The following is a 25,706-nucleotide window of genomic DNA, read 5'->3' on the forward strand; positions in this document are numbered from 1 at the left end:
GCGGCCGCGACGACTGCTGGGGCAGGGCACGGGGCGTGGCCGACCCCGCGGGGGCCGGCCACACCAGGATACGAGGCCGCCGGGATGTGCCCGGCCGGCCCCCGCCCGAGGGTCTCAGGGGCGGCGGTACTGGGCGTCGGCGGCGAACAGCTCGAAGCCGAGGGACGCGTAGAGCGCGACGGCGGCCGTGTTGTCCGCGTCCACGTACAGGTCCACGACGTCGACTCCCTGTTCCGCCATCCGGTGCAGCCCCGCCAGCGTCAGGGCCCGACCGAGGCCGAGGCCCTGGGCGTCGGGGGAGACGCCCACGGCGTACACCTCCCCGACGCGCGGGCCGTCGGCTCCGGCATCCGGCTCCACCTTCGTCCAGTGGAAGCCGAGCAGCCGCCCGTCCGCCTCGCGGGCGGCGAGCAGGAGGCCGTCGGCGTCGAACCAGTCCTCCGCCATGCGGTCGTCGAGGTCGGCGCGGGTCAGGCTGCCCTGTTCGGGGTGGTCCGCGAAGGCGGCGGCGTTCACGTCCAGCCAGGCCTGCTCGTCCTGGCCGGGGACGAAGCCGCGCAGGGCCACCCCGTCGGCGAGCCGCACCTCCGGCAGGGCGGCGAGCGCCGCGTGCGACAGGCGCATCCGGCGCAGCTCGCGGACGGGCTCGAGGCCGTGCCGCCGGGCGAGCCGGACCGCCCCCGGGAGCATGCCGTGGGCCCAGACGCTCGTGGTCGCCTCCCGCGCCAGGTCCCGGACCGCGGCGGCCGCGGCGTCGGCCAGGACGGTCCCCCGTCCGGTGCGGCGTGCGGTCGGATCGACGACGAGCTCGAGCACGGCCGCCGCGCCCTCCGGCACGAGCACGGCCGCCCCGTCGATCGCCCCGTCCGTGCCCCGGGTGGCCCCCCACCAGAGCTGCCCGCCGCGGGCGAGCAGCACGCGCGTCTGGTCCGAGAGCGGGGGATGGCCGTCCGCCGCCCCGGCACGGTCGGCCAGGTCCAGGACGGCGCTCGCCTCCTCCGGGCGCGGGGTGACGACGCGCGGCATGCCGTCGGCGTCGGAGGTCGTGGGGGTGGGGTGTTCGGCCATGCCGGCCACCCTACGGAAGGAGGACGGTGGCCCGCGAGGTGCGCCCCGCCGTCGCCCGCCCAGGGCCCAGCCGGTGCGCACCTGGCAGGATGGGGCAGGTGATGCGCTTGTCCATGGCCCTGAGTGCGGCCGTCGCCGCCCTCGTCCTGGGCGGTGCCGCGTTGCTGGGCCCGGTCCCCGCCGCCCTCGCCGCCGCCGTCGTGATCCTGGTCATCGCCTGGGGCTGGCCGCGGCAGATGGGGGCGCCCGCGCGCCTCTCGCTCAGCGTCACCCTGGCCGTCGCCGGGGGCATCGCGGTGCTGCTCATGCTGCTGTGGCCGCCGCTCGAGGACGGCCACAGCGGGGCCTGGACGCTCTTCGAGCCGCTCGCCGTCGTCGTCGCCTGGAGCACCATGGCCTCGTTCGTCGTCCAGCTGGTGCGCGGGACCGGCCGGCCGCTGCGCCTCGAGTCCACCGTCGCCACGATGGGCGGGGCGTTCATGGCCGTCGTGACGGCGTGCTGGGTGGCCGTCTCACGCTGGAGCGACACCCCTGCGGTCGCCGGGCTGGTCATCACGCTGGCGGTCACGGTGGCCGCGGTCTCCCTCGTCGGCCTCACCCCGTGGATGCAGGGCCGGCCGGGAGTCCTGGCGCTCGTCGTCATCCCCCTCGGCACGGTGCTCGCCTGGCCCGTCTCGGCGCTGGCCGGCGTGGGCGCCCGGGACCGGCCGGCCGTCACGGCCGCGGCGCTCGCGGTGGCCGTGCTGGTGTCCCTGACCGCCGCCACGGCGCCGTCGTCGCGGCCGCGACCCGAGGACCGGCCGGTGGGCACCACCCTGCGCCCGCGCCGGGCGGGTTACGCCCTCGCGTTGGCGCCCGTGGGCGCGGCCGGCGTGGTGGCGCACGTCATGGTGGGCTTCCTGGCCTGACAGGTCGGGCCCGCTCGGTAGGATGTCCCGCATGGATACCCTTCTTGCGCTCGAGATCTTCTTCCTGGCCCTCGTGGTCCTGGCCGGCCTGGGCATGGCCGCCGTCGCCGCGGTCGTCATCAGCGGCCTCTTCAAGGGCCAGCGCTGAGGACGCGCGGCCCGCTGTCGGGCCGCGCCGTGATCTGCCATGGCGACTGAACTCCCGTACGACCTCACCCCCGAGCTCGCGCCCCTGTCCTGGCTCATCGGCAGCTGGGAGGGCCAGGGCCGCCTCGGCGACGGCTCCGCCGGGACCGAGATCTTCTATCAGCGGGTGGACTTCACCGAGCACGGTCTGCCGTTCGTGGAGTACCGCGCCGAGTCGTGGCTGTGCGAGGCGGACGGCACGCTGCTGCGTCCGCTGACCGTGGAGTCCGGCTTCTGGCAGGTGGACCGGGCGCGGCGCGACGGCGACGTCGGCCCCGGCATGCGCCCGGCGGACATCGTCCCCGCGTTCCGCTCCGCCGAGGACGTCGAGCGGCTGCGCGCCGGTGACGAGGGCTTCGGCCTGACCGCCACCATCACGCATCCGGGCTCGCTGTCCGAGCTGTACTACGGCCGCATCAAGGGCCCGCAGCTGCAGCTGGCCACGGACGCGGTCCTGCGTGGCTCCGCCGCCGGCCCGTACCACCGGGCCACCCGCATGGCCGGTCTCGTGAACGGGCAGCTGTTCTGGCGCTGGGACGTCGCGGACGCCGCGGGCGCCGAGCTCGAGGCGCACGCCTCCGCCATCCTGGACCGCATGCCGAGCGCGGCCGAGGGTCGGCTCGCTCCGGGGGCCGAGCGTCCTCGCGGGGCTCGCGGGGAGCAGTCGTGACGACCTCCCGCAGCCCGCTGCTGGACCTGGCCGTGGCCGAGCCGCAGGGGCCGGCCGGCGGCGCCGTCGAGGGCCGCGGCCCGGACGCCGGCGTCGCCGCGCACTACGGTCGCCCCCTGCCAGAGCAGCGCGCCCTCGCCCGGGGCCGCGCCCTGGTCGACCTCTCCCACCGGGCCGTGCTCTCCGTGTCCGGCCCGGACCGGCTGAGCTGGCTGCACACGCTCGGCACGCAGCACGTCGAGACGCTGCCCCCCGGCACGAGCACCGAGATCCTCTTCCTCGACGTGCAGGGGCGGATCGAGCACGCCGCCCACCTGCTCGAGGACGGTACCGCGGCCTGGCTCGTCACGGACCGCGAGGACGGCCCGGGCCTGGCCGCGTGGCTCACCTCGATGCGCTTCTCCCACGACGTCACGCTGCGGGACCACACCGGGGCGGTCGCCGTCGTGGGCGCCACCGCGCCCGTGCCCGGCTGGGAGGACCGCACCGTGTGGCTGGACCCGTGGCCGCGCGTCGGGGCGGGCGGCTGGGCCTACACGGCCGATCCGGATCCGGCGACCCACCCGGGTGCGGACTGGTCCTGGCGCGAGTACCTCATCACCCGGGCCGACCTCGAGGCCACCGTCCGCGCGCTCGGCACGGGCGTGCTCGCGGGCTGGTCCCTGGCGGGCACGACGGCGGCCGAGGCGCTGCGCATCGAGGCCGGCCGCCCCCGCCGGGCCCTCGACGTGGACGACCGCGCGATCCCGCACGAGCTGGACCTGCTGCGCACCGCCGTGCACCTCGAGAAGGGCTGCTACCGCGGTCAGGAGACCGTGGCGCGCGTGCACAACCTGGGCCGCCCGCCCCGCCGCCTCACCCGCCTGCTCCTGGACGGCTCCGTCCACGCGCTCCCCGAGCACGGTGCCCCCGTGATCCTCCGGCCGGCCGAGGACACGCCCGAGGCCCGCGCCGCCGCCCGTCCGGTGGGGACGGTCACCGCCGCGGCCCAGCACCATGAGGCGGGCGCCGTCGCCCTGGCGCTGCTCAAGCGCACGGTGCCCGTGGACGCCGAGCTGCTGGTCCGCGAGGACGCTCCCGGCGAGGACGGTGCCGCCGAGGGCGGCTGGATCGCCGCGAGCCAGGAGCCGCTCGTGTCCCCGGACGCCGGGCAGGTCGTCGGCCGACCGCGCGGCGTGGGCCGCCTGCGCTGACCGACTCGCCGGCTCAGTCCAGCGCGAGGACGGTCCGCGTGCCCGCCGCCTCCAGCCCGACGGCGATCGCCACGTGGTGCGCGGCTGTGTGGCCCGCCAGCACCTCGGCGAACGGCAGCAGCCCCTCCAGCGCCGCCCGGTCCATCGCCACGGCCACCGCGTAGCGGCCGAGCCCACGACCGCGCAGCCGCGGTGGGGTGAGGGTGCCCAGCGAGGCCAGCACGCCGCCCGTCACGCGATGCCCCGCCGCCGCCACCGCGGCTTCGATCGCCCGTCCCGCGCCGTCGTCGGGAACGAGCGCGACCGAGGACTCCCAGGAGGGGACACCCGCCTCGGCCATGTCGTCTGCGGGGGCCTGCGCGACCACGGCGTGGACGTGGGCGGGGTCGTCGGACACGGCGACGGTGCGCGAGGGGTCGACCGGCGGCGGTTCCTCGGTCGCGTAGAGCGTGAACTCGCCACGCGAGCGCACCGCCTCCCCGGCGGCGGCCCGCACCGCCGTCCGCAGCAGGGCCGACTCCACGCCCAGCGCCTCGGCGGGCACGCCGCGGCAGGCACGCGTGAACCACGCCGGCCCCGCCACGACGGTGGCCCAGGGCAGGGCCAGCACCTCCGCCTCGGCCCCATCCGGCCGGACCACCTCGATGCGGCGCGGCTCGGCGCCCGCCGCCGGGGCGTCGCCGGGCAGCAGCGCGGTGTCGGGCAGGCCGAGCCGACGCGCCAGCCCGAGGGCCAGCACGCCGACGGCGGGGTGGTCGGGTCTCACCGGCCGAACAGGATCTTCGCCTCGTCGTAGCGCGAGACCGGCACCTTCTTGAGGCCCTTGAGGGCGGCGCTCATGGGGATGGAGATGATCTCCGTGCCGTTGGCCGCCACCATCTGTCCCCAGCGGCGCTGCGCGACGAGGTCGACGGCGCCCATGCCGAAGCGCGTGGAGAGCACGCGGTCCGTGGCGGTGGGGGCGCCGCCGCGCTGGATGTGGCCCAGGATGGTGCTGCGCGTCTCGATGCCCGTCATCTCCTCGATCTCGCGGGTCACCCACTCGCCGATGCCGCCCAGACGCGGCCGGCCGGACGCCTCGACGCCGGCCTCGGCCAGCGGGTCGTCGTGGCCCTCGGGGACGAAGCCCTCCGCCACCACGACCAGCGGGGAGCGACCGCGGTCGTGGACCTGCTGCACCCACTCGGCGACCTGGGACATCGGGGTGCGGACCTCGGGGATGAGGATCGCGTGGGCGCCGGCGGCCATGCCCGAGTGCAGGGCGATCCAGCCGACGTGGCGGCCCATGACCTCGGCGACCATGCAGCGGTGGTGGGACTCGCCCGTGGTGCGCAGCCGGTCCATGGCGTCCGTGGCGATCTGCACGGCCGTGTCGAAGCCGAACGTGTAGTCGGTGCCCTGCAGGTCGTTGTCGATCGTCTTGGGCACGCCCACGATCGGCAGCCCGTCCGCGGCCAGGCGGTTCGCGCCGGCCAGGGTGCCCTCGCCGCCGATGGCGATGACGGCGTCGATGTCCAGCTCGCGCAGGTTGCGGAGCATGTTCTCCGGGCCGCCGCCCTCCGCGTTGTAGGGGTGCGTGCGGGAGGTGCCGAGGATGGTGCCGCCGGTGCGGGCCAGGCCGCGCACGCGGGAGCGGGGCAGGTCCTCGACGTCCTTCTCGATCAGGCCGGACCACCCGTTGCGGATGCCCACCATCTCCATGTCGTACGACTTGATGCCGTGCAGGACGGCGGAGCGGATGACGGCGTTGAGGCCGGGGCAGTCGCCTCCGGAGGTGAGCATTCCGACGCGCATGGGGGTCCTCTCGGGCGTTCTCGTGGGGGTCGGCACCACCCTAGGCGTGCCCGCCGCGTCGCGTCAGGGGACGGGCGACGGGCGGCGGGTCAGCCGAGGGCCACGAGGACGGCGACCTGGAGGGCCGTCGCACCCACGAGGATGCCGCTCGCCGGGCCGAGGGTGCCGGGACGACGGCCGCTGAGCAGAGCGCCCAGCAGGACGGGGGCGATCACCGCGAGCGCGGCGACGAGCATGGGCACCGCCAGCAGCGTGGGGGTCGGACCGACGCCGAGCAGCAGGCTGATCCCGAGGGCGGCGAGCGCGGCGAGGACGGCCCCGGCGTAGGTGGCGGCCTGCGCGATCGGCCCGAGGCGCGGCTTCGCGGCCGTGGCTGCGGACCCCGAGCCGGTCGGGGCGGTGGCCGCCCGGGGGGCCTCCTCGGCCAGGCGCGTCGCGGCTCGCCGCTCGCGGGAGTGGACGTGGTCGCGCCAGGTGCCGGTCGCGGGGTCGATCCACTCGGGGCGGAAGCCGTGCGGGTCGGTGACCTCGGCCGCCCGCTCGCGCGGACCTCCGCCGACGTACCAGGCCGGGCGCGGCACGGCGTGGGCGGGCTGGTCGGCGTCGGGGACCCGGCCCGGGGCCACGCGGGCCTGCGCCCGGCCGTCCCAGCGGGTCACGAGCCACCAGACGAGCACGGCCAGCGCGCCCAGGCCCAGGAGGGAGCCGGGGCCGCCCACGGCCGGGGCGATGAGGGTGAACCCGGCGCCGAGCAGCAGGTTGAGGGCGCCGATCGCCCCGATCACGCCGATGGCCACGGTGGCGTCCTGCCACTCCCTGCGGCGCAGGCGGCCGAACTGCACGCGTCCGTCGGCGTCGGGGAGCACGGCCCAGGCGGCCGCGTAGGCCAGCAGGCCCAGGCCCGCGGAGACCATGCACACGGCGACGAACACGCCGCGGGCGAGCAGCGGGTCGATGCGGTAGCGCTCGGCCACCCCGCCGAGCACCCCGCCGACCCACGAGGCCGGCGAGCGGCGCACGCCCCAGCTCAGGACGGCGCGGCGCAGCCAGCCCGGCAGGGCGTCCAGTCCGTCGGGGCCGGTCTCGCCCGAGGCGGCTCCGTCGGGGGCGACGTGGGGGCCGGGGCCGGTGAACGGGTCGTGTGTGCTCGTCATGTCTCCATCCTCGTCCGCCTGCGGCCCCCGCCCATCCGGGAACTCCCGGAATCCTCCCCGGATGTGCCGCCCCGTCCGACACGGCAGGATGGGGGCATGCCCACCCCGTCCGCGCCCGCGCCGGCCCCGCGTCCGCCGTTGATGCGGCACGGGGCCGACCGTCCGGTGTCCGGCGTCGCCGCGGGGCTCGCCCGGCACCTCGGGATGCCCGCCGGCCGCGTCCGCGCGGCCCTGGCGCTGCTGAGCCTGCTGGGCGGCGCGGGCCTGGCCCTGTACGTGTGGCTCTGGCTGCTCATGCCGGAGGAGGGTCCGGACGGCGCCCCCGCCGCCGACGCCCCCACCCTGCGTGGTCGCGCCCCCGAGGTGCTCGAGCGGGTGCGCGAGGGCGGCTGGCCGGTGCTGCTGGCCGCCGTGGTGCTCGGCGTGGGCGTGCTGACCGTCGCGGACGGCCTCGGCCTCACCGTCGACTGGGCGCTCGTGGGCCCGGTGGCCGTCCTCGTGATCGGCCTCGGCCTGGCCTGGATGCAGCTCGACCTGGCGGGCGGGCCCCGGGCCGGGCGGAGCGGACGACTGGTCCGCCTCGTGCTCGGCACGGCCCTCGTGCTGCTGGCGGTGCTGGCCATCGTCCTGGGCGCCGTGAGCTCGGGCGAGCTGTGGCGGGCTCTGCTGGCCGCCGTCGCGATGCTCGCCGGCGCGGCGCTGGTGGCCATGCCCTACGCCCTGGCCTGGCTGCGCCGACGCGACGCGGAGCGGACCGCGTTCGCGGTGCAGGCCCAGCGCGCCGAGATCGCGGCGCACCTGCACGACTCGGTGCTGCAGTCCCTCGCCCTCATCCAGCGGCGCGCCCAGGACGCGGACGTGGTGGCCCGGGTGGCCCGCGCCCAGGAGCGTGAGCTGCGTCAGTTCCTCGCCCTGGACTCCCGCGGCGGCCCGCACTCCCTGGCGGAGGCGCTCGACCAGCACGCCGCCGCCGTCGAGGACGCCCACGGGGCCCGGGTGGAGGTCGTGGCCGTGGGGCGGGCCGCGGGGGCGTGGCTCGAGCCGCTCGCGGCCGCGGCGCGCGAGGCCATGCAGAACGCGGCCCGGCACGCCGGCGACGCGCAGGTCTTCGCGGAGGCCGGTGAGGACGACCGCGGCCGCACCGTCGCGGAGGTGTTCGTCCGGGACCGCGGCCCCGGCTTCGACCTGCCCACGGTCCCGGCCGACCGGCTCGGCGTGCGGGAGTCGATCCTCGGCCGCATGGAGCGTGCCGGCGGGACCGCCCGCATCCGGTCCGGCCCGGGCGGCACCGAGGTCCACCTGACGCTGGCCGAGCCCGAGGGTGCGCGAGCGCGCACCGGACAGGAGCACCCATGACCGACCCCGCCCCGCGCACGGCCGTCATCGTGGACGACCACGCGATCTTCCGCTCCGGCCTGCGCGCCGACCTGGACCCGGACCGACTGGCCATCGTCGGCGAGGCCGGGGACGTGGACGAGGCCGTCCGCACCGTGCTGGACCTGGCGCCGGATGTGGTGCTGCTGGACGTGCACCTGCCCGGCGGGGCCGGCGGCGGGGGAGCGGAGGTGGCCGAGCGCGTCCTCGCGCGCCGACCCGCGCAGCGGTTCCTGGCCCTGTCCGTCTCGGATGCGGCCGAGGACGTCGTCGCCGTGATCCGTGCGGGGGCCCGCGGCTACATCACCAAGACGGCCTCCGGCGCGGAGGTGGCGGACGCGGCGGTCCGCGTGGCCGACGGCGACGCGGTGTTCTCGCCCCGGCTGGCCGGGTTCGTCCTCGACGCCTTCCGCGGCACGGCGCCCGCGCCCCCGCTCGTCCCCGCCGCGGCGGCGAGCGGGGCTGCGGCCCCCGACGAGGACCTCGACCGGCTCTCGGCACGGGAGCGGGAGGTCATGCGGCTGATTGCCCGCGGCTACACCTACCGGGAGGCCGGGGCGGAGCTGTTCATCTCGGACCGCACGGTCGAGACCCACGTGTCCTCCGTGCTGCGCAAGCTCCAGCTCTCCAACCGCCACGAGCTGACCCGCTGGGCCGCGCGCCGCGGATACGCCTGAGCCCCGCGGCACGCGGCGTCGCGGGGCTCAGGGGCGGGGTGTGCGGCTCAGGCGCTGAGCAGGGCGCGGATGCGCTCGACGCCCTCGGCGAGGTCCGCATCGCCCAGCGCGTAGGACAGTCGCAGGTAGCCGGACGGGCCGAACGCCTCGCCGGGGACCACGGCGACCTCCGCCTCGTCGAGGATGAAGGCGGCCAGCTCGGCCGACGTCGTGGGGGTGACGCCGCCGCGGTAGGTCTTCCCGAGCGCCTCCCGCACGTCCACGTACGCGTAGAACGCACCCTGCGGGGTGGGACAGTGGAAGCCCGGCACGGCGTCCATGGCTTCGACCATGGCCCGGCGCCGGCGGTCGAACGCCGTCTTCATCTCCGCCACGGCGTCCAACGGGCCGGCGATGGCGGCCAGCGCGGCCCGCTGCGACACGTTGGCCACGTTCGAGGTGGCGTGGGACTGCAGGTTCGTGGCGGCCTTGACCACGTCCAGCGGGCCGGCCATCCACCCGACGCGCCAGCCCGTCATGGCGTAGGTCTTGGCGACGCCGTTGAGGATCACGGACTGCTCCGCCAGCTCGGGCACGGCGCGGACGATCGAGGTGAACGGCATGCCGTCGTAGGTCAGGTGCTCGTAGATCTCGTCGGTGACCACCCACAGCCCCCGCTCCCGTGCCCACCGGCCGATCGCCGCCGTCTCCTCGGGGGAGTACACGGCGCCGGTGGGGTTGGAGGGGGAGACGAACAGGAGCACCTTGGTGCGGTCCGTGACGGCCTCGTCGAGCTGGTCCACGGTGACCTTGTAGCCCTGCTCGGGGCCGGCGAACACCTCGACCGGCACGCCGCCGGCCAGGCGGATCGCCTCCGGGTAGGTGGTCCAGTAGGGGGCGGGGACGAGCACCTCGTCCTGCGGGTCCAGCAGGGCGGCGAAGGCGTTGTACACGGCCTGCTTCCCGCCGTTGGTCACGAGCACCTGGGCGGCCTCGAGGGACACGCCGGAGTCGCGCAGCGTCTTGGCCGCGATCGCCTCGCGCAGCTCGGGCAGGCCGGCGGCGGGGGAGTAGCGGTGGTTCTTCGGGTCCCGGGCCGCGGCGACGGCGGCCTCCACGATGTAGTCCGGGGTGGGGAAGTCGGGCTCGCCGGCGCCGAAGCCGATCACCGGGCGCCCGGCGGCCTTGAGCTCCTTGGCGCGGGCGTCGACGGCGAGGGTGGCGGAGGGCGCGATGGCGGACAGACGGGCGGAGACGCGGCGGGCGGGCGCGGCCATGAGGACCTTCTTCGAGCTCGACGGGGAGGGCGGGGCGGAGCGGGGCTCCGTCCTGCCAGGGTACTGACTGCCCGGGGCCCGTTCGACTCCCGCCGCCCGATGGCGTATCCTGGATCTCCGGTACCGCGTTCGCGGTCGATCCCGCGAGGGTTCGGTCGGCTCCGTCGGTTCGAAGGGTAGTGGCGCAATTGGTAGCGCAGCGGTCTCCAAAACCGCAGGTTGCAGGTTCGAGTCCTGTCTGCCCTGCTCGATGCCGGGCCTCGTGCTCGGCATCGGACGTGTAGAAAGCGATTCGGCGATCCGACGAGTGAGGCCACGTGACTGAGATGGCGGCGAACGGCGGGGGGCCCGCCCCCACGCCGAGCAGGCAGCGTCGCGGGCTGTTCGCGCGGATCGCGCTGTTCCTGCGCCAGGTGGTGGACGAGCTCCGCAAGGTCGTCACCCCCACGAGCGAGGAGCTGCTGCGCACGACCGGAGTGGTGCTCGCCTTCGTGGCGTTCATGATCCTGCTGGTCATGGGGCTGGACTGGGTGTTCGGCACCGTGGCGGGTCTCCTGTTCGGCGCCGGCGGCCTCTGAGCCCGGCGCGGACGGTCCCGACGTCGCAGGACGCGTCCCCCGCACGCCCGTGAGGGCCCTCCCCGACGGCAGGGCCCGCCGTCCGTCAGCAGAAAGCAGGAACCGTGTCCGAGCAGGAACTGGATCGTCAGCCCGCCGAGGAGTCCGTCCCGATGTCGGAGGACGCCGTGGCCGAGGAGACCGCCGAGACCGCGCAGGACGCCGGCACGCCCGTCGAGGACGCCCTGGACGAGGTCGCCGGCAGCGGTGACGAGACCGCCGAGGCCACCGTGCAGGAGGCCGACCTGGCCGTCGCCGAGGGCGAGGACGCACCGACCCCCGTCGAGGAGCAGTCCGACGACGAGCCCGCCGTGGACCCCGCCGAGGAGCTGCGCACCCGCCTGCGCCGCCAGCCCGGCGACTGGTACGTCGTCCACACCTACGCCGGCTACGAGAAGCGCGTGAAGACGAACCTCGAGGCCCGCATCCTGACCCAGGACATGGAGGACTCGATCTACGAGATCGAGGTCCCCATGGAGGAGGTCGTGGAGATCAAGAACACCACGCGCAAGATCGTCTCGCGCGTGCGCATCCCGGGCTACGTGCTCGTCCGCATGGACCTCGACGACGCCTCGTGGGGCGTCGTACGGCACACCCCGGGCGTCACGGGCTTCGTGGGCAACGACGCCCACCACCCGCAGCCGCTCAGCCTGGACGAGGTGTACGACATGCTCGCCCCGTCCGTGATCCAGGAGGCCGCCCGCGCCGCCGAGAAGGCCGGCCTGGCCGTCCCCGCCGCGGCCGAGTCCGGCGCGCCCGCCGCCCCCGCGATCCACGTGGACTTCGAGGTCGGCGAGTCGGTCACCGTCAACGACGGCCCGTTCGAGACCCTCCCGGCCACGATCTCCGAGATCAAGCCGGAGGCCCAGCAGCTCGTGGTGCTCGTCTCGATCTTCGAGCGCGAGACCCCCGTGACGCTGTCCTTCAACCAGGTGACCAAGGCCATCTGAGGACACCCGACGCTTCCGCACCGGGCCGGCCGCCTGCCGGCCCGGACGCGGCACCGGCCGCCGCGCCACGGCGGCCACCGCCCCCGGTGCGCTCCTGCGCCGAGGGTCCCCCAGTGAGAGAAGGATCCACTCATGGCTCCCAAGAAGAAGGTCACCGGTCTGATCAAGCTTCAGATCCAGGCCGGCGCCGCCAACCCGGCCCCGCCCATCGGCCCCGCCCTGGGCCAGCACGGCGTGAACATCATGGAGTTCTGCAAGGCGTACAACGCCGCCACCGAGTCGCAGCGCGGCAACGTGGTCCCGGTCGAGATCACCGTGTACGAGGACCGCTCGTTCACCTTCGTGACCAAGACCCCGCCGGCCGCCGAGCTCATCAAGAAGGCCGCCGGCGTCGCCAAGGGCTCCGCCACCCCGCACACGGCCAAGGTCGGCACGCTGACCCAGGCCCAGTGCGAGGAGATCGCCCAGACCAAGATGGAGGACCTGAACGCCAACGACGTCCAGGCCGCCGCCAAGATCATCGCGGGCACCGCCCGCTCGATGGGCATCACCGTCGAGGGCTGACGCCCACCCCCACCCCCTTCCAGTGGCAGGGCCGAGCGCGGCCCGCAGACCACGACTGCACAAGGAGAAGAACGCAGATGGCACAGCGCAGCAAGGCATACAAGGCGGCCAAGGCCGCGATCGGCGAGGATCTGTACTCGCCGGTGGAGGCGATCCGCCTCGCCAAGGAGACCAACCCCTCCAAGACCGACGCCACCGTGGAGGTGGCCCTCCGCCTCTCGGTCGACCCCCGCAAGGCCGACCAGATGGTCCGCGGCTCCGTGAGCCTGCCCCACGGCACCGGCAAGACCGCCCGCGTCGTCGTGTTCGCCACCGGTGACCGCGCCGAGGCCGCCCGCGCCGCCGGCGCGGACGTCGTGGGCGACGACGACCTGATCGCCCGGATCTCCGAGGGCTGGGTGGACTTCGACGCCGCCGTGGCCTCCCCGGAGCTCATGGGCAAGGTCGGCCGTCTGGGCAAGGTGCTCGGCCCCCGCAACCTGATGCCGAACCCCAAGACCGGCACCGTGACCCCGGACGTGGCCAAGGCCGTGGCCGACATCAAGGGCGGCAAGATCGACTTCCGCGTCGACAAGCACTCCAACCTGCACTTCATCATCGGCAAGACCTCCTTCGAGGCCAAGGCCCTGGTGGAGAACTACGCCGCAGCCCTCGAGGAGGTCCTGCGTCTGAAGCCGTCCTCCTCCAAGGGCCGCTACATCTCCAAGGCCACCGTGGCCACCACCTTCGGCCCGGGCGTGCCCATGGACCCGAACGTGACCTCGGTGGACTCCTCCGAGCTCTGAGCCACGCGGCCCCGGTGATCGGGGCCCACGACGTCGGCCGGTCGTCCCCGCAGCGGGGACGACCGGCCGGCGTCGTCCCGGGTCGATTTTGCGGGCCCGCCCCGGACGTGTACGCTGGTGCCTACCGAAGACCGCCGGTCGTGGTGCCCTGCCTCCGGGCAGAGCCCACCGAAGGATCTCCCTGACGGAGACGGCCCGCGCAGGTGAACGTGAGCCACGCTCGCATCCGCACGTCGACCCTCCGGGTCCGGCCGCGTCGATGCTCCTGCTGCGCCCCGTGCATCTGCACGGGGCGCTTTCTCGTCTCGGGGTGGCGGTTCCCACGCATCATCGAGAGGAGTGCCATGGCGACGTCCGCGAAGGAGTCGGCGGTGGCTGAGCTCACGGACCTGTTCCGTGAGTCCAGCGCCGCTGTTCTGACGGAATACCGTGGCCTGACGGTGACGGAGCTCAAGCAGCTGCGCGACTCCATCCGTCAGGACGCGACCTACGCCGTGGCGAAGAACACGCTGGCCGAGATCGCGGCCAAGGACGCCGGTCTGGAGGGCCTCGAGGCTCACCTGTCCGGTCCCACCGCGATCGCGTTCGTGACCGGGGACCCGGTCAACGTCGCGAAGGCCCTGCGTGACTTTGCCAAGGATCACGAGAAGCTCGTGCTCAAGGGCGGCTACATGGATGGCCAGCCCCTGGACGAGGCCGGCATCAAGAAGCTCGCGGACCTCGAGTCCCGCGAGGTGCTGCTGGCCAAGTTCGCCGGCGCGATGAAGGGCAGCATGTCCAAGGCTGCCGCCCTGTTCCAGGCGCCGCTGTCCAAGACCGTCCGCACGGTCGAGGCGCTGCGCGCCGCGCAGGGCGAGGCTGCCTGAGCAGTCCGCCCCGGGCTGCACGGCCCACCACTTCACACGTAGTCAAGACGTACCCGTAAAGGAGCCATCATGGCCAAGCTGACCACCGAAGAGCTGCTCGCCGCGTTCGAGGAGCTGACCCTCATCGAGCTGTCCGAGTTCATCAAGGCGTTCGAGGAGAAGTTCGACGTCACCGCCGCCGCCCCCGTGGCCGTGGCCGCCGCCGGCGGTGCCGCCGGCGGTGCCGAGGCCGCCGCCGCCGAGGAGAAGGACGAGTTCGACGTCGTCCTCGAGGCCGCCGGCGACAAGAAGATCGGCGTCATCAAGGAGGTGCGCGCCCTCACCTCCCTCGGCCTGAAGGAGGCCAAGGACCTGGTGGACGGCGCTCCCAAGCCCATCCTCGAGGGCGTCAACAAGGAGACCGCCGAGAAGGCCAAGGAGCAGCTCGAGGGCGCCGGCGCCACCGTCACCCTCAAGTGATGATCGCGGCCTGAGCCGCATCACGCCTCCTCACGAGGCCCCCGGACCCGCGCTGCGGACCGGGGGCCTCGTGGCGTCCCGGGTCACGCACCCCCGGCTGGACAGGGGCGACGGGCGCGGATAGGATGGATCTTTGCATCTCCCCTGTTCCGTGCCGCCCGCAGGACCTCGCGTCCCGCCGTGGCCCGCACGGTTCCGCACGGCCTTCATATAGCGGTGGGCCGGCGCCGCCGTCTCGCGGCAGGGGAGCGAACGGAACCCAGAAGGCCTGTGGAAGGATCCTACGTGGTCGCCTCGAGCACCTCCAACGAAACCGCTACCGTCTCCCCGCGATCCGGCGCCTCCGCCGGACGCGTCTCCTTCGCCAAGATCTCCGAGCCGCTGGACGTGCCGGACCTGCTGGCGCTGCAGACCGAGTCGTTCGACCGCCTGATCGGCAATGAGCGGTGGGCCGCGCGCGTGGACGCCGCCCTGGCCGCCGACGACCACTCCGTGCCCGTCACCTCGGGACTGACGGACATCTTCGAGGAGATCTCCCCGATCGAGGACTTCCAGGGCACCATGTCCCTGTCCTTCGCCGAGCCCGAGTTCGCCGACGCGAAGATGACGGAGGAGGAGTGCAAGGATCGCGACGCGACCTTCTCCGCCCCGCTGTACGTCAAGGCCGAGTTCATGAACAACACGACCGGCGAGATCAAGCAGCAGACCGTCTTCATGGGCGACTTCCCGCTGATGACCCGCAACGGCACGTTCATCATCAACGGCACCGAGCGCGTCGTCGTCTCCCAGCTGGTCCGCTCCCCGGGCGCCTACTTCGAGCGCACCCCGGACAAGACCTCGGACAAGGAGATCTTCTCCGCGAAGATCATCCCCTCGCGCGGCGCCTGGTTCGAGCTCGAGGTGGACAAGCGTGACCAGGTCGGCGTCCGCCTCGACCGCAAGCGCAAGCAGCCCGTGACGGTGCTGCTCAAGGCCATGGGCTGGACCGAGTCCCGCATCCTGGAGGAGTTCGGCCACTACGACTCCATCCGCGCCACCCTCGAGAAGGACGGCACCGCGGACCAGGACGAGGCCCTGCTCGACATCTACCGCAAGCTGCGCCCGGGCGAGCCGGCCGCCGTCGACGCCGCGCAGACGCTGCTGAACAACCTGTACTTCACCCCGAAGCGCTACGACCTCGCCAAGGTGGGCCGCTACAAGCTCAACCGCAAGCTCGGCGTGGACGTGCACCTCGGCGACCCCAACGCGTCTGTGCTCACCGAGGACGACATCGTCCAGATGGTGCACTTCATCGCCGCGCTGCACGCCGGCGAGACCGTCATCAAGGGCACGCGCGACGGCGAGCCGGTGGATGTGCGCGTGGAGATCGACGACATCGACCACTTCGGCAACCGTCGCATCCGTGCGGTGGGCGAGCTGATCGAGAACCAGATCCGCACCGGCCTGTCCCGCATGGAGCGCGTCGTGCGCGAGCGCATGACCACCCAGGACGTCGAGGCGATCACCCCGCAGACCCTGATCAACATCCGCCCCGTGGTGGCGGCGATCAAGGAGTTCTTCGGCACCTCGCAGCTGTCCCAGTTCATGGACCAGAACAACCCGCTGGCCGGCCTGACGCACAAGCGTCGCCTGTCCGCGCTCGGCCCGGGCGGCCTGTCCCGCGACCGTGCCGGCATGGAGGTCCGTGACGTCCACCCGTCGCACTACGGCCGCATGTGCCCCATCGAGACCCCGGAAGGCCCGAACATCGGCCTCATCGGGTCGCTGGCGACCTTCGGCCGGATCAACTCCTTCGGCTTCATCGAGACCCCGTACCGCCGCGTGGTCGACGGCCGGGTCACGGACACCGTGGACTACCTGACCGCCGACGACGAGCTGGCCTTCCAGATCGCCCAGGCGAACGCCCCGGTGGATGAGGACGGCCGGTTCGAGGAGGAGTTCGTGCTCTGCCGCCAGCGCGGCGGCGACGGCGAGCCCGTGCTCTCGACCGTGGACGAGATCGACTACATGGACGTGTCCCCGCGCCAGATGGTGTCGGCGGCCACCGCCCTGATCCCGTTCCTCGAGCACGACGACGCCAACCGCGCGCTCATGGGCGCGAACATGCAGCGTCAGGCCGTGCCGCTGCTCCGCTCCGAGGCCCCCTACGTGGGCACCGGCATGGAGAAGTACGTGGCCGTGGACGCGGGCGACTCCGTGACGGCCACCCAGGGCGGCGTCGTGACCGAGGTGGCCGCGGACCTGGTGACCGTCATGAACGACGACGGCACCACCACGCACTACCCGATCATGAAGTTCGCCCGCTCGAACCAGGGCAACGCCTACAACCAGCGGGTGCGCGTCTCCGAGGGCGAGCGGGTGGAGCCGCTGAGCATCATCGCCGACGGTCCCGCCACGGACAACGGCGAGCTCGCGCTCGGCAAGAACCTCCTCGTCGCGTTCATGCCCTGGGAGGGCCTGAACTACGAGGACGCGATCATCCTGTCCCAGCGCATGGTCTCGGAGGACGTCCTCACCTCGATCCACATCGAGGAGCACGAGGTCGACGCCCGCGACACCAAGCTGGGCGCCGAGGAGATCACGCGCGACATCCCCAACGTGTCCGAGGAGGTGCTCTCGCAGCTCGACGAGCGCGGCATCATCCACATCGGCGCCGAGGTGGAGGCCGGCGACATCCTGGTCGGCCGCGTGACCCCGAAGGGCGAGACCGAGCTGACCCCGGAGGAGCGCCTGCTGCGCGCGATCTTCGGCGAGAAGTCCCGCGAGGTCCGCGACACGTCCCTGAAGGTGCCGCACGGCGAGTCCGGCACCGTCATCGGCGTGCGCATCTTCGACCGCGACGAGGACGACGACCTGCCCCCGGGCGTGAACCAGCTGGTGCGCGTCTACGTGGCGCAGAAGCGCAAGATCACCGACGGCGACAAGATGGCCGGCCGCCACGGCAACAAGGGCGTCATCTCGAAGATCCTGCCGCTCGAGGACATGCCGTTCCTGGCGGACGGCACCCCGGTGGACATCGTGCTGAACCCGCTCGGCGTCCCCGGCCGCATGAACCTCGGCCAGGTCATGGAGCTGCACCTGGGCTGGGCCGCCTCGCGCGGCTGGGACATCCAGGGCGAGCCGGAGTGGATCAAGGACCTGCCGAACTTCCCGCGGCAGTCCGGTCCGGTCAACGTGGCCACCCCGGTGTTCGACGGCGCCGAGGCGTACGAGATCACGGGCCTGCTCGGCCACGTGAACGTGACCCGCGACGGCGACCGTCTCATGAGCGACAGCGGCAAGGCGCAGCTGTTCGACGGCCGCACCGGCGAGCCGTTCCCGGACCCGGTGTCCGTGGGCTACATGTACATGCTCAAGCTGCACCACCTGGTGGACGACAAGATCCACGCCCGTTCCACGGGCCCGTACTCGATGATCACGCAGCAGCCGCTGGGCGGTAAGGCCCAGTTCGGCGGCCAGCGCTTCGGCGAGATGGAGGTGTGGGCGCTCGAGGCGTACGGCGCGGCGTTCACCCTCCAGGAGCTGCTGACCATCAAGTCCGACGACATCCACGGCCGCGTGAAGGTCTACGAGGCCATCGTCAAGGGCGAGAACATCCCGGAGCCGGGTGTTCCCGAGTCCTTCAAGGTGCTCATCAAGGAGATGCAGTCCCTCTGCCTGAACGTGGAGGTCCTCTCCGCCGACGGCCAGGCCATCGAGATGCGCGACGCGGAGGACGAGGTCTACCGCGCCGCCGAGGAGCTGGGCATCGACCTCTCCCACGCCGAGCCCAGCTCGGTGGAGGAAGTCTGAGCCGGGCCCGATCCCGCATCCACAAGACGTCACCTGAGAACCACTGAACCAAGGGAGTTCACCGGAGCATGAGCGTGAACAGCATGTCCACTGACAACTCTTTCGGCCTGATGCGCATCGGCCTGGCCACGGCGGAGGACATCCGCCGCTGGTCCTACGGCGAGGTCAAGAAGCCGGAGACCATCAACTACCGCACCCTGAAGCCGGAGAAGGACGGACTCTTCTGCGAGAAGATCTTCGGCCCCACCCGTGACTGGGAGTGCGCGTGCGGCAAGTACAAGCGCGTGCGCTTCAAGGGCATCATCTGCGAGCGCTGCGGCGTCGAGGTGACCCGCTCGAAGGTGCGCCGCGACCGCATGGGCCACATCGAGCTGGCTGCGCCGGTCACCCACATCTGGTACTTCAAGGGCGTGCCCTCGCGCCTGGGCTACCTGCTGGACCTGGCGCCGAAGGACCTCGAGAAGGTCATCTACTTCGCGGCGTACATGATCACCTCGGTGGACGAGGAGGCCCGGCACCGCGACCTGGCCAACCTCCAGGCCGAGTACGACCAGGAGACCCGTGTCCTGGCCGACCAGCGTGACTCCGACATCGCCGCGGTGGCCGCCGACCTCGAGAAGGACCTGGCCAAGCTGGAGTCCGAGGGCGCCAAGGCCGCCGAGAAGAAGAAGGCCCGCGACGCCGCGGACAAGACCATGGCGCAGATCCGCAAGCGCGCGGACGCGGACCTGGACCGCAAGGAGCAGGTCTGGGACCGCTTCAAGAACCTCAAGGTCGCCGACCTCGAGGGCGACGAGGGTCTGTACCGCGCCATGCGGGACAAGTACGGCCAGTACTTCGAGGGCTCGATGGGCGCGGAGGCGATCCAGCGTCGCCTGCAGACCTTCGACCTCGAGGCCGAGTCCGAGATGCTGCGTGAGACCATCAAGACGGGCAAGGGCCAGCGCAAGACCCGCGCCCTGAAGCGCCTGAAGGTCGTCAACGCGTTCCTGACCACGGACAACTCGCCCGAGGGCATGGTCCTGGACGCCGTCCCGGTGATCCCGCCGGAGCTGCGTCCGATGGTGCAGCTGGACGGCGGCCGCTTCGCGACCTCCGACCTCAACGACCTGTACCGTCGCGTGATCAACCGCAACAACCGCCTGAAGCGGCTGCTCGACCTCGGCGCGCCCGAGATCATCGTCAACAACGAGAAGCGCATGCTGCAGGAGGCCGTGGACTCGCTGTTCGACAACGGCCGCCGCGGCCGGCCGGTGACCGGCCCGGGCAACCGCCCGCTCAAGTCACTCTCCGACATGCTCAAGGGCAAGCAGGGCCGGTTCCGTCAGAACCTGCTCGGCAAGCGCGTGGACTACTCGGGCCGCTCGGTCATCGTGGTGGGTCCCCAGCTCAAGCTGCACCAGTGCGGCCTGCCGAAGCAGATGGCGCTGGAGCTGTTCAAGCCGTTCGTGATGAAGCGTCTCGTGGACCTGAACCACGCGCAGAACATCAAGTCCGCCAAGCGCATGGTGGAGCGCTTCCGTCCGCAGGTCTGGGACGTGCTCGAGGAGGTCATCACCGAGCACCCGGTCCTGCTGAACCGCGCCCCCACCCTGCACCGTCTGGGCATCCAGGCCTTCGAGCCGCAGCTCGTGGAAGGCAAGGCCCTGCAGCTGCACCCGCTGGTCTGCTCCGCGTTCAACGCGGACTTCGACGGCGACCAGATGGCGGTCCACCTGCCCCTGTCGCCGGAGGCCCAGGCCGAGGCGCGCCTGCTCATGCTCTCGAGCCACAACATCCTGAAGCCCTCGGACGGCCGTGCGGTCGCCGTGCCGGCCCAGGACATGATCATCGGACTGAACCACCTCACCACGGTGCGTCCGGACGAGGTCGGCGCGGGCAACCTGTACGCGACCGTCGGCGAGGCCATCATGGCGTTCGACGGCGGCGACCTGCACCTGAACGCGCCCGCGCGGATCGGCGTCGAGGGCTTCGTGCCGTCGGCGGACGTGCCGGCCCCCGAGGGCTGGTCCGAGGGCGAGATCGCCCTCATCGAGACCACCCTGGGCAAGGTGCTGTTCAACGAGCTGCTGCCGGACGACTACCCGTGGCTGGACAAGCAGGCGACCAAGGGCACCCTCGGTCAGCTGGTCAACGACCTGGCCGAGCGCTACCCGATGGTCGTCACCGCGCAGACGCTGGACAACCTCAAGGACGCCGGCTTCCACTGGGGCACCTGGTCGGGTGTGACCGTGGCGATCTCGGACATCACCTCCGACTTCGACAAGGCCGCCATCATGGAGGGCTACGAGGAGCAGGCCCAGCGCGTGCAGCAGCAGTACGACAAGGGCCTGATCGCGGACGACGAGCGTCGCTCCGAGCTGATCGACATCTGGAACAAGGCCACCGACGAGGTCGCCGCGGCCATGAAGGACGGCCTGCCGGAGCTCAACACCATCAACCGCATGGTGTCCTCCGGTGCGCGAGGCAACTGGCTCCAGGTGCGCCAGATCGCGGGCATCCGCGGCCTCGTGGCCAACCCGAAGGGTGAGATCATCCCGCGTCCGATCAAGTCCTCGTACCGCGAGGGCCTGTCCGTGCTCGAGTACTTCTCCGCCACCCACGGCGCCCGCAAGGGCCTCGCGGACACCGCGCTGAAGACCGCGAACTCGGGCTACCTGACCCGTCGTCTCGTCGATGTGTCCCAGGACGTCATCGTCCGCGAGGACGACTGCGGCACCGAGCGCGGCCTGTCCGTCACGATCGCCGCCCCGAACGCCGACGGCGAGCTGGTGGCCCACGAGCAGGTCGAGAACTCGGCCTTCGCCCGCACGCTGGCCCAGGACGTCACGGGCGAGGACGGCACGGTGCTGGCCTCGGCCGGTGCGGACGTGGGCGACGTGCTGATCGGCGAGCTGGTGGCCGCCGGCGTCACGGAGATCAAGGTCCGCTCGGTCCTGACCTGCGAGTCCGCCGTGGGCACCTGCGCGAAGTGCTACGGCCGCTCCATGGCCACCGGCCAGCTGGTGGACATCGGCGAGGCCGTCGGCATCATCGCGGCCCAGTCGATCGGTGAGCCGGGCACCCAGCTCACCATGCGCACGTTCCACACCGGCGGTGTGGCCTCGGCCGACGACATCACGCAGGGTCTGCCCCGCATCCAGGAGCTCTTCGAGGCCCGCACCCCGAAGGGCGTGGCCCCGATCTCCGAGGTCGCCGGCCGCGTGACCATCGAGGACACCGAGGCGTCCGTGCGCCTGCTGCTCACGCCGGACGACGGCTCCGAGGAGATCGCCTACCCGGTGCTGCGCCGTGCGCGCATCCTCGTGGCCGACGGCGAGCACGTGCCGGTGGGCACGCAGCTCGTGGCCGGCGCCGTGGACCCGAAGCAGGTCCTGCGCGTGCTCGGCCCGCGGGCCGCGCAGCGGTTCCTCGTGGACGAGGTGCAGAACGTGTACCAGTCCCAGGGCGTGGGCATCCACGACAAGCACGTGGAGGTCATCGTCCGGCAGATGCTGCGTCGCATCACCGTCATCGAGTCCGGTGACACCGACCTGCTGCCGGGCGAGCTCACGGACCGGGCGCGCTTCGTGGCCGCCAACCGCGCCGCCGTCGCTGAGGGCCGCCAGCCGGCCTCCGGCCGCGACGAGCTGATGGGCATCACGAAGGCCTCGCTGGCCACGGACTCGTGGCTGTCGGCCGCGTCCTTCCAGGAGACGACCCGCGTCCTGACGCAGGCGGCCATGGAGGGCAAGTCCGACCCGCTGCTGGGCCTGAAGGAGAACGTGATCATCGGCAAGCTGATCCCGGCCGGCACGGGCCTGGACCGCTACACGAAGACCGTCGTGGAGCCGACGGAGGAGGCGAAGGCCAACCTGTTCGCCTCGCCGGCCGGCTTCGCGGACTTCGACTACCCGGGTCTGGACCAGTCGCTCGGCGAGAACGACTTCCACGCCGTCTCGTTGGACGACTACGACCGCGGGGGCGACTTCCGCGCCTGATCCCCGTCCCCCAGGGGGCCCGCCGTTCCGCCGCTCACGCGGGGGAGCGGCGGGCCCCTTGGCGTGCGGGGCCGGCTCGTCGACGGCGCCGGGGCGTGCTATGCTGTCAAGGATTGTTTTTCGTGTGGCAAATTGGACGCTGTCCGGGTCGCGGGGTCATTGCGCGGCAGATGCCACACTTTTGCACGCCTGCGGACGTCTGCTCGTTGCGAGCCCCCACAGGGAGAGGCAGAGCAGAGGAACGAGCAGCCGGCGCCCCGGGCGCCGGTCGATCACGTCAGCGATCACCGAAACACAGGAAGGCTGAAGAGTGCCTACGATTCAGCAGCTGGTCCGCAAGGGCCGCTCACCCAAGGTCGTCAATACGAAGGCCCCTGCCCTGCAGGGGAACCCCATGCGTCGTGGCGTGTGCACCCGTGTGTACACCACCACGCCCAAGAAGCCGAACTCGGCGCTGCGCAAGGTCGCCCGTGTGCGCCTGAACGGCGGCATCGAGGTCACGGCCTACATCCCCGGCGAGGGCCACAACCTGCAGGAGCATTCGATCGTGCTCGTCCGCGGCGGTCGTGTGAAGGACCTGCCCGGCGTGCGCTACAAGATCGTGCGCGGCGCCCTCGACACCCAGGGCGTGAAGAACCGCGGCCAGGCCCGCTCCCGCTACGGCGCCAAGAAGGAGAAGAAGTAATGCCTCGTAAGGGTCCTGCGCCGAAGCGCCCCCTCGTCGTCGATCCCGTCTACGGCTCCCCGCTGGTCACGCAGCTGATCAACAAGGTGCTCGTCGACGGCAAGAAGTCCACCGCCGAGCGCATCGTGTACGGCGCGCTCGAGGGCGCCCGTGCCAAGAACGGCGCCGATCCCGTGGCCACCCTCAAGAAGGCCATGGACAACATCAAGCCGGCCCTCGAGGTGCGCTCCCGCCGCGTCGGCGGCGCCACCTACCAGGTGCCCGTCGAGGTCAAGCCGGGCCGCTCCACGGCCCTGGCCCTGCGCTGGCTGGTCGGCTTCTCCAAGGCCCGCCGTGAGAAGACCATGACCGAGCGTCTGATGAACGAGATCCTGGACGCCTCGAACGGCCTGGGCGGCGCCGTGAAGCGTCGCGAGGACACCCACAAGATGGCCGAGGCCAACAAGGCCTTCGCCCACTACCGCTGGTGATCCGTGTGGCCCGGGGCGCGCGATCCGCGCCTCGGGCCGCAGGTGCGTCCTCTCGGACGGGCCACCCACCGCATCCACCTCACGAGCCCCCCCATTCCACCCGACCAAGGGAGACACCGTGGCACAGGACGTGCTGACCGACCTGCACAAGGTCCGCAACATCGGCATCATGGCCCACATCGATGCCGGCAAGACCACCACCACCGAGCGCATCCTGTTCTACACGGGTGTCAACCACAAGCTGGGCGAGACCCACGACGGCGGCGCGACGACGGACTGGATGGAGCAGGAGAAGGAGCGCGGCATCACCATCACCTCCGCCGCGGTGACCTGCTTCTGGAACGACCACCAGATCAACATCATCGACACCCCCGGCCACGTGGACTTCACGGTCGAGGTGGAGCGCTCGCTGCGCGTGCTCGACGGCGCCGTCGCCGTGTTCGACGGCAAGGAGGGCGTGGAGCCCCAGTCGGAGACCGTGTGGCGCCAGGCGGACAAGTACAACGTCCCGCGCATCTGCTTCGTCAACAAGATGGACAAGCTGGGCGCGGACTTCTACTTCACCGTCGACACCATCGTGAAGCGCCTCGGCGCGCGTCCGCTCGTGATGCAGCTGCCGATCGGCGCCGAGAACGACTTCGTGGGCGTCGTCGACCTGCTCTCCATGAAGGCCTTCGTGTGGCCGGGTGACGCCAAGGGCGACGTCACCATGGGCGCCTCCTATGAGACCCGCGAGATCCCCGCCGAGCTCCAGGAGAAGGCCGAGGAGTACCGCAACGAGCTCGTCGAGGCCGTCGCCGAGACCTCCGAGGAGCTCATGGAGAAGTACCTCGAGGGCGAGGAGCTCACCGTCGAGGAGATCCAGGCCGGCGTGCGCCAGCTGACCGTGAACGCCGAGGCCTACCCGGTGTTCTGCGGCTCCGCGTTCAAGAACCGTGGCGTGCAGCCGATGCTGGACGCCGTGGTCGCCTACCTGCCGAACCCGCTGGACGCCGGCTCCGTCAAGGGCCACGCCGTGAACGACGAGGAGGAGGTGCTGGAGCGCGAGGCGTCGAAGGAGGCCCCGTTCTCGGCGCTCGCCTTCAAGATCGCCACGCACCCCTTCTTCGGCACGCTGACCTTCATCCGCGTGTACTCCGGCCGCCTGGAGTCCGGTGCGCAGATCCTCAACGCCACCAAGGGCAAGAAGGAGCGCATCGGCAAGCTGTTCCAGATGCACGCCAACAAGGAGAACCCGGTGGACGAGGTGGTCGCCGGCCACATCTACGCCGTGATCGGCCTCAAGGACACCACCACGGGCGACACCCTGTGCGATCCCGCGAACCCGATCATCCTCGAGTCGATGACCTTCCCGGAGCCCGTGATCTCCGTGGCCATCGAGCCGAAGACCAAGGGTGACCAGGAGAAGCTCTCCACCGCCATCCAGAAGCTCGTCGCCGAGGACCCCACGTTCCGCGTGAACCTCAACGAGGAGACCGGCCAGACCGAGATCGGCGGCATGGGCGAGCTCCACCTGGACGTGTTCGTGGACCGTATGAAGCGCGAGTTCAAGGTCGAGGCCAACGTGGGCAAGCCCCAGGTCGCGTACCGCGAGACCATCAAGCGCAAGGTCGACAAGGTCGACTACACGCACAAGAAGCAGACCGGCGGCTCCGGCCAGTTCGCCAAGGTGCAGCTGTCCTTCGAGCCCCTGGACACCGCCGAGGGCGAGGTCTACGAGTTCGAGAACGCCGTCACCGGCGGTCGCGTGCCCCGCGAGTACATCCCCTCGGTGGACGCGGGCATCCAGGACGCCATGCAGTTCGGCGTGCTGGCCGGCTACCCGATGGTCGGCGTGAAGGCCACCCTGCTCGACGGCGCGTACCACGACGTCGACTCCTCGGAGATGGCGTTCAAGATCGCCGGCTCCCAGGCCTTCAAGGAGGGTGTCCGCAAGGCCAACCCGATCATCCTCGAGCCGCTGATGGCCGTGGAGGTCCGCACCCCCGAGGAGTTCATGGGCGACGTCATCGGCGACCTGAACTCCCGCCGCGGCCAGATCCAGTCCATGGAGGACGCCACCGGCGTGAAGGTGGTCAACGCCCTCGTGCCGCTGTCGGAGATGTTCGGCTACATCGGCGACCTGCGCTCCAAGACGCAGGGCCGCGCGGTGTACTCGATGACCTTCCACTCCTACGCCGAGGTCCCCAAGGCCGTGGCGGACGAGATCATCCAGAAGTCCCAGGGCGAGTGACCGCAGGTCACCTGCTCTGAACGAC

At 72.1% G+C, this 25,706-nt stretch carries 21 protein-coding genes and 1 tRNA gene; 17 read left to right on the plus strand and 5 right to left on the minus strand.

Translation table 11 applies throughout. The features are described from left to right. Nucleotides 1-114: 114 nt before the first annotated feature. The gene (mshD, locus tag HDA34_RS09650; RefSeq protein WP_041103567.1) at nucleotides 115-1,068 is read right to left on the minus strand and encodes a mycothiol synthase; all 954 of its coding nucleotides are present in this window, start codon (nucleotides 1,066-1,068) and stop codon (nucleotides 115-117) included. A 101-nt stretch (nucleotides 1,069-1,169) separates the two neighbouring features. Between mshD and HDA34_RS09655 the strand changes: the two genes are divergently transcribed. The 3 genes from HDA34_RS09655 (at nucleotide 1,170) to ygfZ (ending at nucleotide 4,025) form a co-directional block, all read left to right on the plus strand. Continuing rightward, complete coding sequence (locus HDA34_RS09655; RefSeq protein ID WP_230594474.1) at nucleotides 1,170-1,976, plus strand: hypothetical protein; 807 nt, start codon at nucleotides 1,170-1,172, stop codon at nucleotides 1,974-1,976. Nucleotides 1,977-2,163: 187 nt separating this feature from the next. After that, on the plus strand, nucleotides 2,164-2,832 hold the full coding sequence (locus HDA34_RS09660) for a nitrobindin family protein (RefSeq protein WP_036337900.1): 669 nt from the start codon (nucleotides 2,164-2,166) through the stop codon (nucleotides 2,830-2,832). Then, complete coding sequence (gene ygfZ / locus HDA34_RS09665) at nucleotides 2,829-4,025, plus strand: CAF17-like 4Fe-4S cluster assembly/insertion protein YgfZ (protein ID WP_041103565.1); 1,197 nt, start codon at nucleotides 2,829-2,831, stop codon at nucleotides 4,023-4,025. The genes HDA34_RS09660 and ygfZ overlap by 4 nt, the downstream gene beginning before the upstream one ends. 13 nt (nucleotides 4,026-4,038) lie before the next feature. On the opposite strand, the gene HDA34_RS09670 is transcribed toward ygfZ, so the two are convergent. The 3 genes from HDA34_RS09670 to HDA34_RS09680 form a co-directional block, all read right to left on the minus strand. Further along, nucleotides 4,039-4,791 (minus strand): GNAT family N-acetyltransferase, encoded by a 753-nt coding sequence (locus HDA34_RS09670; RefSeq protein WP_041103564.1) that lies wholly within the window; start codon nucleotides 4,789-4,791, stop codon nucleotides 4,039-4,041. Then, complete coding sequence (locus tag HDA34_RS09675; protein WP_036317733.1) at nucleotides 4,788-5,819, minus strand: 6-phosphofructokinase; 1,032 nt, start codon at nucleotides 5,817-5,819, stop codon at nucleotides 4,788-4,790. Before HDA34_RS09675 ends, HDA34_RS09670 begins: the two co-directional genes overlap by 4 nt. A gap of 89 nt (nucleotides 5,820-5,908) precedes the next feature. Beyond that, nucleotides 5,909-6,973 carry a PspC domain-containing protein gene (locus HDA34_RS09680; protein WP_041103563.1) on the minus strand — a complete coding sequence of 355 codons (1,065 nt, stop codon included), beginning with the start codon at nucleotides 6,971-6,973 and terminating at the stop codon, nucleotides 5,909-5,911. 96 nt (nucleotides 6,974-7,069) lie between these two features. Between HDA34_RS09680 and HDA34_RS09685 the strand changes: the two genes are divergently transcribed. Together HDA34_RS09685 and HDA34_RS09690 are read left to right on the plus strand one after the other, a co-directional pair. Then, entirely contained in the window at nucleotides 7,070-8,329 is a 1,260-nt protein-coding gene (locus tag HDA34_RS09685; RefSeq protein WP_036317738.1) for an ATP-binding protein, read from the plus strand. Then, complete coding sequence (locus HDA34_RS09690) at nucleotides 8,326-9,024, plus strand: LuxR C-terminal-related transcriptional regulator (RefSeq protein WP_041103562.1); 699 nt, start codon at nucleotides 8,326-8,328, stop codon at nucleotides 9,022-9,024. The genes HDA34_RS09685 and HDA34_RS09690 overlap by 4 nt, the downstream gene beginning before the upstream one ends. A gap of 47 nt (nucleotides 9,025-9,071) precedes the next feature. On the opposite strand, the gene HDA34_RS09695 is transcribed toward HDA34_RS09690, so the two are convergent. Further along, nucleotides 9,072-10,280, minus strand: coding sequence for a pyridoxal phosphate-dependent aminotransferase (locus HDA34_RS09695; protein WP_041103561.1), 1,209 nt, complete (start codon nucleotides 10,278-10,280; stop codon nucleotides 9,072-9,074). A 173-nt stretch (nucleotides 10,281-10,453) separates the two neighbouring features. On the opposite strand from HDA34_RS09695, the gene HDA34_RS09700 reads away from it, so the two are divergent. The 12 genes from HDA34_RS09700 (at nucleotide 10,454) to fusA (ending at nucleotide 25,681) form a co-directional block, all read left to right on the plus strand. After that, nucleotides 10,454-10,526: transfer RNA gene (locus HDA34_RS09700), tRNA-Trp, on the plus strand. 80 nt (nucleotides 10,527-10,606) lie between these two features. Beyond that, entirely contained in the window at nucleotides 10,607-10,858 is a 252-nt protein-coding gene (gene secE / locus HDA34_RS09705; protein WP_036317743.1) for a preprotein translocase subunit SecE, read from the plus strand. 104 nt (nucleotides 10,859-10,962) lie between these two features. Further along, nucleotides 10,963-11,847: a transcription termination/antitermination protein NusG gene (gene nusG, locus HDA34_RS09710; RefSeq protein WP_036317744.1), complete on the plus strand. Its 885-nt coding sequence runs from the start codon at nucleotides 10,963-10,965 to the stop codon at nucleotides 11,845-11,847. Nucleotides 11,848-11,979: 132 nt separating this feature from the next. Then, nucleotides 11,980-12,411, plus strand: coding sequence for a 50S ribosomal protein L11 (rplK, locus tag HDA34_RS09715; RefSeq protein ID WP_010080374.1), 432 nt, complete (start codon nucleotides 11,980-11,982; stop codon nucleotides 12,409-12,411). 77 nt (nucleotides 12,412-12,488) lie between these two features. Continuing rightward, complete coding sequence (gene rplA / locus HDA34_RS09720) at nucleotides 12,489-13,196, plus strand: 50S ribosomal protein L1 (RefSeq protein ID WP_036317746.1); 708 nt, start codon at nucleotides 12,489-12,491, stop codon at nucleotides 13,194-13,196. A gap of 344 nt (nucleotides 13,197-13,540) precedes the next feature. Next, nucleotides 13,541-14,062, plus strand: coding sequence for a 50S ribosomal protein L10 (gene rplJ / locus HDA34_RS09725; protein ID WP_002854782.1), 522 nt, complete (start codon nucleotides 13,541-13,543; stop codon nucleotides 14,060-14,062). Nucleotides 14,063-14,131: 69 nt separating this feature from the next. Beyond that, complete coding sequence (rplL, locus tag HDA34_RS09730) at nucleotides 14,132-14,521, plus strand: 50S ribosomal protein L7/L12 (RefSeq protein WP_036317747.1); 390 nt, start codon at nucleotides 14,132-14,134, stop codon at nucleotides 14,519-14,521. Between the two features lie 285 nt (nucleotides 14,522-14,806). Beyond that, nucleotides 14,807-18,313, plus strand: a complete 3,507-nt coding sequence (gene rpoB / locus HDA34_RS09735; protein WP_036317750.1) for a DNA-directed RNA polymerase subunit beta — start codon at nucleotides 14,807-14,809, stop codon at nucleotides 18,311-18,313. 83 nt (nucleotides 18,314-18,396) lie between these two features. Then, nucleotides 18,397-22,293 carry a DNA-directed RNA polymerase subunit beta' gene (locus HDA34_RS09740; protein ID WP_036317751.1) on the plus strand — a complete coding sequence of 1,299 codons (3,897 nt, stop codon included), beginning with the start codon at nucleotides 18,397-18,399 and terminating at the stop codon, nucleotides 22,291-22,293. 310 nt (nucleotides 22,294-22,603) lie between these two features. Further along, nucleotides 22,604-22,978 carry a 30S ribosomal protein S12 gene (gene rpsL / locus HDA34_RS09745; protein WP_002854787.1) on the plus strand — a complete coding sequence of 125 codons (375 nt, stop codon included), beginning with the start codon at nucleotides 22,604-22,606 and terminating at the stop codon, nucleotides 22,976-22,978. Next, the gene (gene rpsG, locus HDA34_RS09750; RefSeq protein ID WP_010080379.1) at nucleotides 22,978-23,448 is read left to right on the plus strand and encodes a 30S ribosomal protein S7; all 471 of its coding nucleotides are present in this window, start codon (nucleotides 22,978-22,980) and stop codon (nucleotides 23,446-23,448) included. Before rpsL ends, rpsG begins: the two co-directional genes overlap by 1 nt. A 118-nt stretch (nucleotides 23,449-23,566) precedes the next feature. Continuing rightward, on the plus strand, nucleotides 23,567-25,681 hold the full coding sequence (gene fusA, locus HDA34_RS09755; RefSeq protein WP_036381535.1) for an elongation factor G: 2,115 nt from the start codon (nucleotides 23,567-23,569) through the stop codon (nucleotides 25,679-25,681). Nucleotides 25,682-25,706: the final 25 nt, after the last annotated feature.

Source organism: Micrococcus luteus (assembly GCF_014138885.1).
GTDB classification, from domain to species: domain Bacteria; phylum Actinomycetota; class Actinomycetes; order Actinomycetales; family Micrococcaceae; genus Micrococcus; species Micrococcus luteus.

Excerpts from the sequence above, each read along its gene's own strand:
- HDA34_RS09685 (WP_036317738.1), top strand. The coding sequence starts at position 7,070 with ATGCCCACCCCGTCCGCGCCCGCGCCGGCCCCGCGTCCGCCGTTGATG.
- mshD (WP_041103567.1), bottom strand. The coding sequence starts at position 1,068 with ATGGCCGAACACCCCACCCCCACGACCTCCGACGCCGACGGCATGCCG.
- rpsG (WP_010080379.1), top strand. The coding sequence starts at position 22,978 with ATGCCTCGTAAGGGTCCTGCGCCGAAGCGCCCCCTCGTCGTCGATCCC.
- HDA34_RS09690 (WP_041103562.1), top strand. The coding sequence starts at position 8,326 with ATGACCGACCCCGCCCCGCGCACGGCCGTCATCGTGGACGACCACGCG.
- HDA34_RS09695 (WP_041103561.1), bottom strand. The coding sequence starts at position 10,280 with ATGGCCGCGCCCGCCCGCCGCGTCTCCGCCCGTCTGTCCGCCATCGCG.
- HDA34_RS09675 (WP_036317733.1), bottom strand. The coding sequence starts at position 5,819 with ATGCGCGTCGGAATGCTCACCTCCGGAGGCGACTGCCCCGGCCTCAAC.
- HDA34_RS09680 (WP_041103563.1), bottom strand. The coding sequence starts at position 6,973 with ATGACGAGCACACACGACCCGTTCACCGGCCCCGGCCCCCACGTCGCC.
- HDA34_RS09655 (WP_230594474.1), top strand. The coding sequence starts at position 1,170 with ATGCGCTTGTCCATGGCCCTGAGTGCGGCCGTCGCCGCCCTCGTCCTG.
- HDA34_RS09740 (WP_036317751.1), top strand. The coding sequence starts at position 18,397 with ATGTCCACTGACAACTCTTTCGGCCTGATGCGCATCGGCCTGGCCACG.
- rplJ (WP_002854782.1), top strand. The coding sequence starts at position 13,541 with ATGGCGACGTCCGCGAAGGAGTCGGCGGTGGCTGAGCTCACGGACCTG.
- rplK (WP_010080374.1), top strand. The coding sequence starts at position 11,980 with ATGGCTCCCAAGAAGAAGGTCACCGGTCTGATCAAGCTTCAGATCCAG.
- HDA34_RS09660 (WP_036337900.1), top strand. The coding sequence starts at position 2,164 with ATGGCGACTGAACTCCCGTACGACCTCACCCCCGAGCTCGCGCCCCTG.
- rplL (WP_036317747.1), top strand. The coding sequence starts at position 14,132 with ATGGCCAAGCTGACCACCGAAGAGCTGCTCGCCGCGTTCGAGGAGCTG.
- rplA (WP_036317746.1), top strand. The coding sequence starts at position 12,489 with ATGGCACAGCGCAGCAAGGCATACAAGGCGGCCAAGGCCGCGATCGGC.
- secE (WP_036317743.1), top strand. The coding sequence starts at position 10,607 with ATGGCGGCGAACGGCGGGGGGCCCGCCCCCACGCCGAGCAGGCAGCGT.